Source organism: Bacteroidia bacterium, assembly GCA_041391665.1.
GTDB lineage: Bacteria > Bacteroidota > Bacteroidia > J057 > J057 > JAGQVA01.
In genome coordinates, this window is sequence record JAWKNO010000003.1 from 2,003,778 (window position 1) to 2,018,127 (window position 14,350).

The 14,350-nt window shown below is 46.1% G+C and carries 13 protein-coding genes; 6 read left to right on the top strand and 7 right to left on the bottom strand.

Annotated features, from left to right (window positions below; genetic code table 11):
- The first annotated feature begins 184 nt into the window (after positions 1-184).
- Positions 185-1,036: a hypothetical protein gene (locus tag R3D00_30910; GenBank protein MEZ4777626.1), complete on the top strand. Its 852-nt coding sequence runs from the start codon at positions 185-187 to the stop codon at positions 1,034-1,036.
- A 98-nt stretch (positions 1,037-1,134) separates the two neighbouring features.
- On the opposite strand, the gene R3D00_30915 is transcribed toward R3D00_30910, so the two are convergent.
- From R3D00_30915 to R3D00_30945, 7 genes are all read right to left on the bottom strand, one after another.
- Entirely contained in the window at positions 1,135-2,178 is a 1,044-nt protein-coding gene (locus tag R3D00_30915) for a T9SS type A sorting domain-containing protein (protein MEZ4777627.1), read from the bottom strand.
- Positions 2,179-2,263: 85 nt separating this feature from the next.
- Complete coding sequence (locus tag R3D00_30920) at positions 2,264-3,745, bottom strand: hypothetical protein (GenBank protein MEZ4777628.1); 1,482 nt, start codon at positions 3,743-3,745, stop codon at positions 2,264-2,266.
- A 3-nt stretch (positions 3,746-3,748) separates the two neighbouring features.
- On the bottom strand, positions 3,749-4,849 hold the full coding sequence (locus tag R3D00_30925) for a family 10 glycosylhydrolase (GenBank protein MEZ4777629.1): 1,101 nt from the start codon (positions 4,847-4,849) through the stop codon (positions 3,749-3,751).
- A 39-nt stretch (positions 4,850-4,888) separates the two neighbouring features.
- The gene (locus tag R3D00_30930) at positions 4,889-5,521 is read right to left on the bottom strand and encodes a hypothetical protein (protein MEZ4777630.1); all 633 of its coding nucleotides are present in this window, start codon (positions 5,519-5,521) and stop codon (positions 4,889-4,891) included.
- Positions 5,508-6,788: an AAA family ATPase gene (locus R3D00_30935; protein MEZ4777631.1), complete on the bottom strand. Its 1,281-nt coding sequence runs from the start codon at positions 6,786-6,788 to the stop codon at positions 5,508-5,510. The genes R3D00_30930 and R3D00_30935 overlap by 14 nt, the downstream gene beginning before the upstream one ends.
- Positions 6,789-6,881: 93 nt before the next feature.
- Entirely contained in the window at positions 6,882-7,301 is a 420-nt protein-coding gene (locus tag R3D00_30940) for a DUF1801 domain-containing protein (GenBank protein MEZ4777632.1), read from the bottom strand.
- A 34-nt stretch (positions 7,302-7,335) separates the two neighbouring features.
- Positions 7,336-7,926 carry a hypothetical protein gene (locus R3D00_30945; protein ID MEZ4777633.1) on the bottom strand — a complete coding sequence of 197 codons (591 nt, stop codon included), beginning with the start codon at positions 7,924-7,926 and terminating at the stop codon, positions 7,336-7,338.
- Positions 7,927-8,021: 95 nt separating this feature from the next.
- Between R3D00_30945 and R3D00_30950 the strand changes: the two genes are divergently transcribed.
- From R3D00_30950 to R3D00_30970, 5 genes are read left to right on the top strand one after another with little or no spacing between them, the layout of a single operon-like run.
- Positions 8,022-9,221: a Tm-1-like ATP-binding domain-containing protein gene (locus tag R3D00_30950; GenBank protein MEZ4777634.1), complete on the top strand. Its 1,200-nt coding sequence runs from the start codon at positions 8,022-8,024 to the stop codon at positions 9,219-9,221.
- Complete coding sequence (locus tag R3D00_30955; GenBank protein MEZ4777635.1) at positions 9,218-10,051, top strand: phosphoenolpyruvate hydrolase family protein; 834 nt, start codon at positions 9,218-9,220, stop codon at positions 10,049-10,051. The genes R3D00_30950 and R3D00_30955 overlap by 4 nt, the downstream gene beginning before the upstream one ends.
- Complete coding sequence (locus R3D00_30960; GenBank protein MEZ4777636.1) at positions 10,048-10,452, top strand: cupin domain-containing protein; 405 nt, start codon at positions 10,048-10,050, stop codon at positions 10,450-10,452. The genes R3D00_30955 and R3D00_30960 overlap by 4 nt, the downstream gene beginning before the upstream one ends.
- Before the next feature lie 12 nt (positions 10,453-10,464).
- The gene (locus R3D00_30965; GenBank protein MEZ4777637.1) at positions 10,465-12,531 is read left to right on the top strand and encodes a prolyl oligopeptidase family serine peptidase; all 2,067 of its coding nucleotides are present in this window, start codon (positions 10,465-10,467) and stop codon (positions 12,529-12,531) included.
- A 22-nt stretch (positions 12,532-12,553) separates the two neighbouring features.
- Complete coding sequence (locus tag R3D00_30970; protein ID MEZ4777638.1) at positions 12,554-14,311, top strand: glycosyl hydrolase 53 family protein; 1,758 nt, start codon at positions 12,554-12,556, stop codon at positions 14,309-14,311.
- Positions 14,312-14,350 lie beyond the last annotated feature (39 nt).

A 14,350-nucleotide genomic window follows, 5' to 3' on the forward strand; every position in this document is an offset into this window, starting at 1 on the left:
ATTCTTCCTCATTTCAATTTTATGAAAATTTAAATGAACTAAATTGCGGGATAAATTGCGGGATAAATTGCGGGATAAATTGCGGGATAAATTGCGGGATAAATTGCGGGATAAATTGCGGGATAAATTGCGGGATAAATTGCGGGATAAATTGCGGGATAAATGAACCTACTTTTATTTCAGTATGACGGAACAGAAAATCACACCCCAAAAAGCAATTATGAGGGGACAAATCATTGTAAATGTCCCAGTTATTTTGATCATGTTTGGGATAATTGTAGGGGGCTGGTACTTAGTGATATTCAAATCTCTTCTCTGGTATTGGGGTTTAATTAGCTTTTTAATCGGACCACTTATAGCGTGGGTTTTCTGGAGTTTCATGATAACTCACTGGCGGATTTGGGCTTTTAGCAGAATTGAAGATCATAGGGAACTTAAAGACCAGGCCATCGACGGAATGTTAATCTGGAAAGATGGTAGTTTCTTCGAACGAACAGAAATAAGAACAACAAGACAACGCAACATAATCGATGAACTGGAACAACGATTTGAAGATTCAAAAATCTACCGAAAATTTGTCGATGATCTTTCCATTCCGGATAAAGTCGAATATAAATACTCCAAAAGTGGCTTGATAGTCGGAATTCTTTTATATAGCTCAATAATTGGTTGCGGCATTTATCTTGTGTCCATACCTGGCGTTAATACTTTAGGGGTTTTTAGTATTATCATTGGTATTATCTTTTTAAGAAGGACATACAAAGAATTTTCAAATAGCCAACTTTCTCTTATACTTAGTAATCAGGGAATTACCACCAATGGAGAGTTAATTGAATGGAAGTACATTTCCAACGAAACTGCAAAAATGAAAGGATATGGACAATACAGAAAGGCTTATCTGATCTTCGACCTAAGCGGAGTAAATTTTCAAATAATGCTGGCTGATTACAATATAAAGTTGTCAACTTTAAGATACCAGCTCAAAATATTTCGTGGACGAGCAAATATTTCTGCCAATGATCCAACTACTTCTTAATATCAATCTTGTACCCGTCCGCTAATAAAAACTAAAACTTTAGTCACAAAAAAAACCCTGCTAATCAAAGCAGGGTTTTTTTTGTATTTTAATACATCCTACCGCTGGAAAATCAGCGGCCGCACCATCTGCACGCCATCGGCTTCCAGCCGGATGATATACGTGCCCGCAGGTAATGCCTGAAAATCGCTCCAGTTTAGCTGGTGAGTGCCTGCGGTAAACTGCCGGGCTGAAAACAGAGAGGCGATCTTCTGGCCCTGAATATTCCAAAGCGAAGCGGCTACAGAGGTGTTTTTATCAAGCGTAAAAGTCAGGTTAAACGCGCCCGAGGTAGGGTTGGGGTAAATGCTGACATTTGTGGCTGCAAATTGATTTTTGTCAACTGCCGTTGTCAGCGATTCAAATAGTTCGACCACCGACTTTGTCGTGTTTTTCAGCATCGTAAAATTGGCAGCCAACGCCATATCAAAGAAAAACGAAAGCGTCTGGAAAGAATCTGCATCATACCATACTCCTGTGATACTGTCGGCAAACTGATAAGTTGCATCTCCCATACGGTAAATGGGAACCGCCTCGGGACGAATGCTCACCCCATCCACATACCAGAGTGTGGTAAAGGTCCAGGTAAGGGTATCAAGCCCGGCAATGGGCTGCGCAGTATCTGGAAAAGCTGCAGGAAGGCCGATAGACCCATCATCCACATACGATTGCAGATCATACTGGCTGACACCCAGATAATCATATGGAAAAGAACCAACACCAAAAGTATCAGGAGCACCTCCATAACGATCAAACAGAATATCCGTTCCACTCAACCAGAGTTTTCCACCTCCTTCGAGATAGGCTTTGAGCGCAGTATTGTCTTCATCAATGCCATTCCAGAAAAGCAGTCCATCTCCATCAGAAGCTGCATGCCAGATCACCAGGTCAAAGGCCGCCATATAAGTATCTGTGGGACTGGCTGCACTGTCTACTGCATTAAAATACGTGTAAGCATACCCCAGCGAGTCCAATGCTGAAGCCAAAAGCTCGGCATTCCCAAAAGTATCACTATCATCATCCACAAACAGAATGGAAATCTGGCCGCGCATGGGTGCGATTGCCAGCGTGATCAATACAAAAAAGAAAGTTAAGGTTTTCATAGAATTGGTTTTGGTTAAGGTTAAAAAATTCATTGCGAGCAGTGCACGGGAAGCAGTAGTAATAGAATTTTTTTTAATCTTTTTGTCAGTAAAGACAAATGATCTTTCCGGGAAAACCTGCGGAGGCCAGCAAATATATACCGGCAGGCAAAAAATCCAAAGATAAAGTTTGTCTTTGCTCTCCCGGAGGAAGGGAAAATGTGGTCTCAAAACAGGTGAATCCACTGGTATTGATGATTTTCACAGGCATGGTGATGGGTTTTGTGTTCGAAAAGTATAACGTTATCTCCCTCGAACCTGCTGCTTGCCCTACACGAAACCATGATTCAGTCCATTCATTTAACCCGGAAACCACACTCACCTGAAAAGAAACGGACGACGATGGTCCGGCACATGAATAACTGTCGTTGTAAGCCCATACCCGCCAGTAATAAGTTTTATCCTCCAACCAGTTTTGGGTAAAGAGAATGGCTGTGTCAGTTGTAATCATTCCTATCGGCTCAAGACTGAATGCCGCGGAGCGGTCAAACTCTACATAATAATATTTTGCCCCCTCCACTTTTGTCCATGTGAAAGCCAGATCATTTCCGGCAGTTGAAACGCCTCCTGTGGGGCTTATAAGCAGCGATGTCGCCAAAATCGTATCGGACTGGGGAGAATAAGCAGGGTGAAGGTTAAGTCGCGCCGGGCTAAGAAAATCTGCCTGCATGAGCGCTATTTGTTCGGCAGAAAAACGATTGCGGCAGCTATCCTGGAAGTATGACATGATCAGGCTTTCGTCGGGATCCACAAGAGTACCCAAAGGATCCATTGCTCCACCGCCGTAATCGCAGGACTGCTGCCAGCTCAGTCCGAAGTTGTAATCAGGTGGCGTGTCGCAGAGCATGTCTCCCGCCGTGCTGCAGTTGCTGCCATCTGCACGTTCGGTGGGGGTAATTCCATCAGAGGCGACTGCCGGTGCAGGATTGCCGTGAATCTGGGCATTCCAGGCTACGGCATCCCAGCCAAAATGCGGGTGAAACAGGCTGAAAAAATGGCCGATTTCATGAGTGGTTGTTTTATTTCCCGATTTAAATACATCGCGCCTGACCACAATCCAGTCGTCGCCGCTGTCGTAATAACCCACGGCACCGCTGGCAATCTGGTTTACCACAAAAATATTCACCGCGGAATCAACACTTTTCCCCCGCATCGCCTGCTGGTTTGTCGCGAGCTCATGGTCATTAAATATACCATCGTGGTCGATGAAAAAAATGCCTCCCTTGCGGAGGTAAAACTGAAGACCCGTGGGTGCAAAGATTTCATTCATCTCGCAGAGAACCTCCAAAGCCCGCCAGGTGGCGGCGCGGCCTACACCGTTTGTGCGGGCAACCAGCTGAAAGGCAACCGGAATATATTGCGTTGTGTTGCGCGGACTGTTCGCCATTTGCGATTGGCGGATATTGTCAAGGTAGCGGGGCATCCATTCCCGCTGCGAAAGGTCATCATTTCCACACGAATTGCCAGGCTGTGCCGCTATTCTCACGAACCCCAAACACACAAACAGAAGTACAACTTTGCGAAACATAGATTACTGATAAAGTCCTTCAAAATACGCTGGATGGCGTTTTAGCCCTTCATAAAAAAAGAATACCTCGCCCTCTAGCCCGTACTTGCGGTTTTCTTCGATCATTTCCTGTAAAAACTCTTCTGAAGCATAATAATCTCCGACTTTCAGCAATATGCCTGGAACAACCATACTCCTTTTTTCCGGAGGAACTTGTTCTTCCACAATTTTCCGGAGTTCGCCCCGGTATTTTTCGATATCATAACGATACACCTGCGGGCATACCATATCTATCCATCCTTCCCGCACCCATTTGGGCCAGTCCTGAAGGTATTGTTCTTTACTCCAGGGAAAAATGCTGGGCGACATGGAAATGATCACTTCCGGATCTGCAGCTTTCAGTTCGGCGTGAATGCGCTGCATAAAGTCATTCATCTTATCTGCCCGCCAGGAAACCCATGCCGTATCGAGCGTATTCCGGGGTGGAAGATTTCCCCCGTGAGCCGCCTGATACATGGACACCGTAAGCGAATCATACCCCGCCTCAGAAGGCAAGGCTGGCAGACGGTCGTCGCCCTGTATCCCGTCTACTTCGTAGTTTTCCACCACTTCTTTCAGCAGCGAAAGCAAAAAGTCCTGCACTTTGGGATCAAAGCCATTCATCCACTGAAAACCATTTTTACTGACGATATTTCCGCTGGTATCGATCGCCGCCCAATGGGGATATTTGCGGATAATCATTCCGCCATCATCTTCCTGATACGAACTGGAAAAGCCAAATTCAAACCATGCAAAAACCTTTATCCCTTTTGCGTGGGCAATTTCGATCAGTTCCTGCAAGGGGTCGCGCCCAGTCAGTTTTGGGTCAATCGCCACGCCAAACCGCTCTTCCATAATTTTGCTGGGGTAGAGCGTATGAGAGCGATTCCAGGTGACGGCGAAAATGGTATTAAAACCGTTTTTTACGCAGAGATCGACAGCATCTTCGAGACCCTGACGGGAAAACATCGCCTCGCTGTCCACATTGGTGAGCCATACGCCACGGGTAGGGGCGGGGCGATTTTCAGCCGGAGGTTGGCAGGAGAGGAGGATCGTTAAAAGAATGATTGTAAGGTAAATGCGCATGTTGGAACAGCAGATTAAGAATAACCAATAATCATAAAGTCACATCTGTCGGAGTTTTTTCTTAAGATACCAAATCACAATTCCGCAATATTGTTTGAGCTTGCCGCTGTGGTCGGGATTAGACCATTCATCTATTAATTCCTTTATTTTTGCTTTCTTCCATTTTTGTTTTTTCAACACAGCCACAATGGCATCCAATGTCTGTTTTCGGTTATACATCAGCATCGCATTATTGAGGCAGATGATTTTGTCGATTTCATCATTCCACTGGCCATTTCCAGATTTTATTTTACCATCATAACTTCCATAGCTTATGCTTTCCTGCAAAGAAATATCGAAAGGCGAAAAAGTTATTTCAGCAGATTCCTTTGACTTGTCACAATGGGTATTACCATTGATGCTTCCGGGACAACATATCACCATATTGGTATAATCCAACTGTTTATGAGGATGATTTTCCCGGCTCTTTATATGCTCAATTTTAGATGTTTCTGATTCTCCCAGATCTTTTTTAGAAACTGGTATCTCTCTCATACAATAAGCGCAAATATACCCCTGCTCTTTCAATAAGGCATTTCTCAACTCCGGTATTGGTTCATAATGATTAAAACCCGGAGTCATTCTTTTAGCTTTCCACTCAAGAGGCTCAACCTCCTTCTTAATCCGTATCACCGTCCTGTTCGGTTAAAAAGTTTAACATGGCCTCAGCTTTTGCTAATTCAGGAAGGTTACCCCCAAACTCTCTTTGCATTTCGGTGAGTTTATCAAACGCCTGAATATATTCATCATTATCAATGAAGCCAAAAAGCGTTGTGAGGCGATCTTCGACTTCCTGATAACGTGGTGTAACGCCAAGTACAGCCTGAATGATTGTAGAGGCATCAAGTCCATAGGTTTGAATTTTTTTTGCGCTGTATCCCTCTTTAGAAGAATATTCCAGTTTGATAATTTTATTTCCTTCATCCTGCGGAATCCCGGTCATGATCATAGGTGCGTGTGAGGTAATAACAAACTGTAGTTTCGGGAATGCGTTTTGAAGGCCCTTTACCACTTTAGATTGAAGTGTAGGATGAAGATGCAGATCAATTTCATCAATCAGTACTGTCCCCTCAGTCTTTATACAGGCATTTAAACCAAATATTCCTTTGTTTAAAAGCATACAGCGAAAACTGAGATCAAGTATAATATTTACCAGTCGCCTTAGCCCGTCAGAGAGGTTTGCAGTATCTGTAACACGACCGTCATTCAGGTAGTAAAAGACATGGCCCTGAATCGGTCTTATGTGTACATCACGAAGAATATCACATCCGTTTTCACCTAAAGCATTTATAAGTGCATTTATAACCCCCTGTACTTCCATTTCGCCTATATTCCCCTCTTTTAAGACCAATAGGCGGGTTGTCCAATAATCGAGAAAGCCATCTCCCTGGAGACATTCGTAGTATCCAAATGAGGGTTTATGTTCATATCTTTTAAACGGAGTAGAAGAGATTTTTCGGGATGAATGGATATCAGATGTCGAAAACTTTGCAAATAAAGGCAAGGCATTTATTTGTTTTCCATCTCTAAAGAGATTTTTATACATACTAGCCCCTAAAACATTTATGGGCGTCAGCGGCTTTTGAAGTGTCCTTCCCTTTTTTGAGTGAAGTTCAAGGGATGCAGATTGTCCTAAAAATTCGAATGCTACCTTAATCTCCTTTTCGTTTGCTAGACCTGTTTCGGATTCTTCTTTTCGGAAATCATCTTTGGAAAGACCAGTGAACCGGGTGTTTTCATCACTGAAACCGATAAAAAATGAGTTTAGCACCGAACTAATAGCCCGAATTAAGGTCGTCTTACCACTTGCATTATCCCCAATCAACAAATTGACTCTATCGGAAAAATCTAGGTGTAGATAACTGAAGCAACGGTAGTTAAATAATTCGATTTCCTTCATTCTACTAGTGATGATTGTTTACTCTCAAAATTAAATATGTACGTCTTCTCATCGGAAATTTATCAAAAAACTGGATATTATAACATACGCCCTTTATTTTGGATACTTCTCCGCCATATAGTCCAGCGAAGCCTGGCTCAGCTCTTTCAACACATCCATATCGATATCGCTGAGCTTATTGACGTAAAGGCAGGATTTGCCGGTTTTGTATTTGCCGAGGCGGGTCATGATTTCTTCATACCGATCAAACCCGGCCATGATGTAGAGCGTAAGGTTTTGTTTGCGGGGAGAAAAACCAATCCGAAAGAAATCTCCTTCCCGGCCACTCTCATACTTGTAGTGATAATCACCAAACCCGACAATGCTTGGGCCCCACATTTTGGGAGCCTCACCCGTGAGGGTTTCCATCATTTTCAATACGGTGAAACAGTCCGCTTTCCGGTGGTCAGGTTCTACCCCATTGAGAAATTCGGTGACGCTTTGTGAGGTTTTTTTAGTTTTGTTTTCAGCCATAGCTTTACGATTAAGGCTTTTGAATATACATTTTTCAGGTTTTATAAGGCGAATACTGGTAATATTTGGGCCGGGAATCGAGCCGTATATGCAGCCAGTATACGCCCAACCCTGATGTACTCACCCATAGTTTATGGTTGCTGAGTTTTCGGCTGATTTCTGCTGAAAGGCACTGTAAGAGGGCCTGCTGCTGCGCAAAGGGTGCGTTTCGCACAAAATTTGCAATATGCGAATAGGCTGCAATTTCTGCTATTTCCGGTGCAGGTACTACCAGAAAAGCATCTCCACCCAGATTGGGAAATGCAGCCACACCCGGATAGGCCGAAGGTCTGCCAAAATAATCGCCAAATGCCTGTCTTTCAGGTGTTACTTTTGCCAATGCCGGACTATCTACCAGCACAAATTCAAAGTCCTGATCAAAGGTATCGGCAGTTACAGGAAGTGTTTCCCAGAAAAAAGCGCTGAAGGAAGAGTCTGCAAGTAACCGGAGGAAATAGGTCCGGAATACTTCGTCATTTGCCCACAGAGAAACAACCTCGCTCCATGAAAGCGGTTTTCCATCATTCAGAAGAATAAACTTTCTGGTGTGCGGATTTACGATGGTTTCTGTATGTCCAATATCCATATGCAAATATAAATAACCAACAAAGGAATATCTTGTGATTCTGATGTTTTTCAATAAATTGAGTTTTGTTCTGTACCCCCGAAAATTACAGCCCCATGTCCGCCATTTTCATCATCGGTACCTGCGATACCAAATCCTCCGAACTGATATTCCTCCGCACCGTGCTGGAAAAGGAAGGAATTGAGGCAAAAATTGTCGATGTAAGTACAAAAAGGCATCCAATCTCCGCAGATATTTCCAATCTGAGTCTGGCAGTACATCACCCTATGGGTGAGGCCCTACTTGATCTTCCTGACAGGGGCGAAGCGATCACGGCAATGGGTGAGGCACTACAATCTTTTCTGCTGAATACCAGCGGACTGTCGGGTGTCATCGGCATTGGTGGTTCGGGGGGAACCGCACTTATTACGCATGCATTCAAAGCACTTCCGGTCGGGCTTCCCAAAATTATGGTTTCCACCATGGCATCCGGCAATACACGGCCATTTGTAGAAGCGACGGATATCATGATGGTGTACTCTGTCACTGACCTTGCCGGACTGAATTCGATCTCCCGCACTATCCTGGCCAATGCTGCACAGGCACTGGCAGGCATGCTCAATGGAAAACCGCAGGTGATTGCAGATGTAAAACCAGCCCTTGGCATGACGATGTTTGGTGTTACCACTCCGTGTGTCCAGCACATTCGATCGCATTTTGAAGATCAGTTTGACTGTGTGATTTTCCACGCCACGGGTATCGGCGGCCAGTCATTTGAAAAGCTGATTTCCTCCGGAATGATGCGTTATGTGATTGACGTTACCCTGACCGAAATCTGCGATCATCTGATGGGAGGTGTGCTGAGTGCGGGAGAGTCCCGTCTCGATGCCATCATTCATACAAAAATCCCTTATATAGGTTCGGTCGGTGCCCTTGACATGGTAAATTTTGGCCCGCTGGACTCTGTGCCGGAGCAATACAGCCACCGCAACCTCTACAAACACAATGCTGCCGTAACCTTGATGCGCACCACACCCGAAGAAAATGTCCTGATGGGAGAATGGATTGCCGCCAAACTCAACCGGATGGAAGGCCCGGTAAGATTCCTTTTGCCGGAAAAAGGCGTTTCGCTGATCGACAGTCCGGGCAAACCGTTTTACGATCCGGAAGCAAACCAGGCTTTGTTTGAAACTTTGGAAAAACACGTAATTCAGACTGAAAACCGGCAGATTATTCGTCTGCCCTACGAAATCAACGATCCGGCATTTGCCGAAGCACTTATAGAATCATTTAACCAACTTCATCCGACAATATGATACTTGAATGGAAACGGGAGGAAATCCTGGCAGGATTCAGAGCAAAAGTCGCCAAAGGCGAGCCCATCATCGGCGGCGGAGCCGGAACCGGCATATCCGCAAAATGCGAAGAGGCCGGCGACATTGACCTGATCATCATCTACAACTCCGGTCGCTACCGGATGGCAGGCCGCGGCTCTCTCGCCGGGCTGATGGCCTACGGCAACGCCAACGATGTGGTGCTCGACATGGCCAAAGAAGTCCTGCCTGTCGTCAAAAAAACGCCCGTACTCGCCGGAGTCAATGGCACCGATCCTTTTGTAGTGATGCCTCGCTTTCTCAAAAAAATCAAAGAAACCGGTTTTGCCGGCGTTCAGAATTTCCCGACCATTGGCCTTTTTGACGGACTCATGCGCCAAAACCTCGAGGAGACCGGCATGAGTTATCAGCTCGAAGTGGAAATGATTCATATTGCCAGCCAAATGGATTTGCTCACTACGCCCTACGTCTTTTCTGCCTCTGAAACCGAAGATATGGTAAAGGCTGGCGCCGATATCATCGTCTGCCACATGGGCCTTACAACCAAAGGAAGTATCGGCGCGGCAACTGCCAAAACCCTTGACCAAAGCGTAGAGTTGATCAATGAGTGGGCGGAAATTGCGAAAAGTATTCGCGAAGATGTATTATTGCTTTGCCACGGTGGCCCTATCGCCATGCCCGAAGATGCAGAATATGTACTAAAAAGATGTCCGGGAATCCACGGGTTTTATGGAGCCAGCAGCATGGAACGCCTTCCTACGGAAATCGCGATTACCGAACAGATTAAAGCCTTTAAAGATATCCGCTTATGACAGATGGCAAATTTTTTAAAACCGACGGCCAACAGTGGAAGCCCGGCGCTTTAGGAAGCGACTTCTGGCATAGCGGTCCTGAGCAAACGGGTGCCCGCCAGCTGGTCATGATCGAAGTCGTCGTCGAACCCGGAAAAGGGCATAGTTTCCATTTTCACCCCCATCAGGAAGAAATCATCTACGTGGTAGAAGGAAAAATCCAGCAATGGCTGGAAAAAACCTCTATCGAACTGGCCGAAGGAGAATCCGCATTTATCCCCGCAGGTATGGTTCATGCAACCTTTAATGTGTATGACAAACCGGCTCGCTTTATGGCTGTGCTCTCACCCTGCCGGGGCGAAAACGGGTATGAAGTTGTGAATGTCTATGATCAGGAAGAATGGAAGGGACTGGTAAAATAATTTTTCAAGGTTATGTTTAAATCCATTGGGCTGTTTTCTCTTATTTGTATCCTGCCTCTGTTTCATCCTGCCGGTAAATTAGCCGACAACCCTTCTCCAAAGTGGGATTTTGACGGGCAGCTATCTGCTTATTTTGAAGCGCAAACCCGCAAACTGGAGCTCAACACCCAATCAGAACTTAGCCATATTACAGACTGGCCTGCTTTTCAGAAACAATCCCGCGAGCAATTGCTGGAGATGCTGGGATTGTCACCGATGCCTGAGCACACTCCATTAAACCCCGTTATCACTGGCACCATCGACCACGGAGATTTTATCGTCGAAAAACTATACTTTCAGTCCAGTCCGGGCCTGTATGTCACTGGCAATTTGTACCGCCCCAAAAACCTTACGGAAAAGGCTCCGGCCATTCTTTATGTCTGCGGACACGGGCAGGTGATCAAAGACGGTATCGCTTATGGCAGTAAGGTTCATTATCAGCATCACCCTGCATGGTTTGCCCGACATGGATATGTCTGCCTGATCATCGATACCATGCAGCTGGGTGAAATTGAAGGCATTCATCGCGGCACACACCACCTGGAACGCTGGTGGTGGATTTCGCGCGGATATACACCTGCTGGTGTGGAAGCGTGGAACGGCATCCGGGCAGTGGATTACCTTGTCAGCCGCCCGGAAGTGGATGCAGAAAAAATCGGTATCACCGGTCGTAGCGGGGGAGGTATTTACAGCTGGTGGGCGGCGGGAATCGATGAAAGGATTAAAGTCGCTATTCCGGTGGCAGGCGTTACAGATCTGCGCAATTATGTAGTCGATGGATGTGTCACCGGCCACTGCGATTGTATGTTTATGGTCAATACGTACCAATGGGATTATCCCAAAGTAGCGACACTTTTTGCCCCCAAACCACTGCTCATTTCCAATTCTGACCGAGACCCGATATTCCCAATTAACGGGGTATTCAGAACTTATCAGACAGTAAGAGGGGTTTATGAAAAAATGGAGAAAGGAGATTTGCTCGCACTGAATACGGTTGCGGGCCCTCATATGGACATACAGGAATTGCAAATCCACGCCTTCCGGTGGATGAACCATTACCTTAAAGAAAAAGATGAATTAATCGAAGACGCAGCGGTAAAGTATTTTGAACCCGAACAACTGAAAGTATTTGACAAACTGCCCGAAGATCAGATCAATACACAAATTGACGAGACCTTTGTACCCGTAGCGGAGGAAGTGGAAAAAGTATTAAAAAATACATCCTGGAAAGAGGCAGCAAAACAATGGGAGAAAAACCTGAAAGAGAAAGTCTTTGCCGGGTGGCCGGAAGAAATGATTTCACCTGCCCTTACCCCTGTCAGTGAGCAAAAAAATTCATTCGCAGAAATTTCTCTCCACAATCTGCAAACAGACGCAAATACCCATTTACCATTGTTTAGTATCAAGCCGTTGACTGAGAATGGCAAACCCGTGCAGATCATTCCCCTGGACAACAACAACTGGCTCTGGTGGAAAGAAAGACTGGGCGCGTCATTTGCCGGGGGAGAATTCTGGCCGGAAGCAACCGGAAATGAGACACTTGCCGCAGAGTTACAACAACGGCTCAGTACGGCAGGAGAAATTATTCTGGTCCCTATGCGAGGAACAGGCCCGGCAGCTTTTTCAGCAAACGAAAAGGATTTTGCCCAAATACGCCGCAGGTATTATCTGTTGGGGCAAACACTCGAAAGTATGCAGACACTGGATTTGATTCAGGCGATGAATGCTGTGATGAAATTCCGCTATTCAGATACAGAAATCCATGCTGAAGGGGTAGCCGGTGTGCAAATGATCTACGCTTCGCTTTTTGCGAAACACCAGTTTCCCTACCTGTCCATTCACATTTATCAGCCTCCGGCAAGCCATCGCGAAGGCCCATGCTACCTCAACGTGATGAAATATATGGACATTCCCGCCGCGATATTAATGGCCTCCCAACAACAGGAAGTGGTCATCCATTCCCCAGAAAAGAAAATCTGGAAGCCGCTGGAAAAACTTGCAGGAAAAGAACAATTGTTGAAATTGCATGTTGAGGATTAAATAACATCCGTCAAACAATGCTATGAAATCACATATCCTTTTCTTCTTTTACCTGCTTCCATTTGCAGCTTTTCCCCAAAGCTTCTACTTCGGCAACGACCTCTCCTATGTCAACCAAATGGAAGACTGCGGGGCGGACTTTAAGGAAAATGGCATCTCCAAAGACGTATATCAAATATTTGCCGATCACGGTACAAACCTGGTGCGAGTGCGGCTTTGGGTAGATCCTGAGTGGCAAAATTTGCTCGTACAGCCGGCAGGTGTAAAACCTCAGTACAGCGATTTTGAAGATGTAAAAGAGACCATTTCCCGGGCGAAAGCTGCGGGCATGCAGGTAATTCTCGATTTTCACTACTCTGACTTTTGGGCAGATCCGGGCCGCCAGCTTATTCCCGCCCGGTGGATACCGGTCGCCAATAACCTTCCGGCGCTGAAAGACTCTCTCTACAACTATACAGTAAAGGTGCTAAGCGATCTGGAGAAAGATGGTTTGATGCCAGAAATTGTAAGTGTAGGCAATGAAAACAACGGCGGCCTCCTGCGGCACACAACGATGGACAGCAACTATGTTGCCGGGGGAAGTGTCGGCAACGACTGGAGCCGCGATGCCCAGCTGTACAATACAGCGATCCAGGCCATTAGAGCCGTAGGCGATACAGCCTCTGTTGATCCCAAAATCGCCGTGCATTTTTCGGGGATCAACACCAAATGGTTTTTCCAGAACCTGATCACCCTGGGTGTTACAGATTTTGACATCATGGGTTTTTCCTATTACTATGGCTGGCACGGCGCGAGCATTTCACAGGTGGGAACCTTTGTAGAAGATCTTGTCGCAAGTTTCCCCGGATATGAAATGATCGCCCTCGAAACCGGTTATCCATGGACCGCACAGAATTTTGATTCGATGCCCAATATCATCACCGGGGCAGACCCGATGTATTCCCCCCTTTCGCCCGAAAAACAACTCTCCTACCTGGTAGATCTGGCGCGGGAGATCATGGTTTCGGGGGGTAGTGGTATGATTTTCTGGGAACCTGCATGGGTTTCGACCCCTTGCCGCACCCCATGGGGGCAGGGATCTTCCCACGACCATGTGGTATTTTTTGACCCCATCAACAACAACTTCATCGACAATGGCGGAGGAAAATGGACAGAACCTCAGTTCTACCAAAACCTCACGACGCCTACCATAACTTTTATGGTAGACATGACCGGGCAGGACGTGTCAAACGGCGTATATATTACGGGCACCTTTACCGGAGCCAACTGGCTGATTGTGCCGATGAGTCTGCATTCAGGGAAGATATACAAGTATTCGACCCAAATCCCGGCAGGAAGTTCGGGTGCATACTACTACCTCACAACCAGCAGCTGGACCAACTACCTCGACTTCAGGGAAACCGTTCCCACTGCCTGTGCAGAGTGGTGGAATAGCGACAGGGGATATGTGATACCCGCGCATGACACCACCTTTGCAGTTAAGTGGGAAAGTTGCGAGACGTTTGTCGCAGGGATCAGGGATAACCTGCTTGCCCGGCAGATTTCGCTTTACCCCAACCCCGCCAGTGATAAAATATATTTGTCATTCAGTGAGGGCTTTGTCCCGACATCCCTAGACATCACGCTCTCCGATATACAAGGTAAGACCTTAAAAACGTGGAAAAAGGCAGGGACAGTAGGGTCAGATCATGATCTGACCCTACCCGTTCTATCCACCGGGGTATATCTGTTGAGGATTTTTGACGGGGAAAATACCGCGGTGTGGAAGGTACAGCTTTAGAGAAAAAAGGCTTTATTGAACGAGCAGACGGCAAATCTC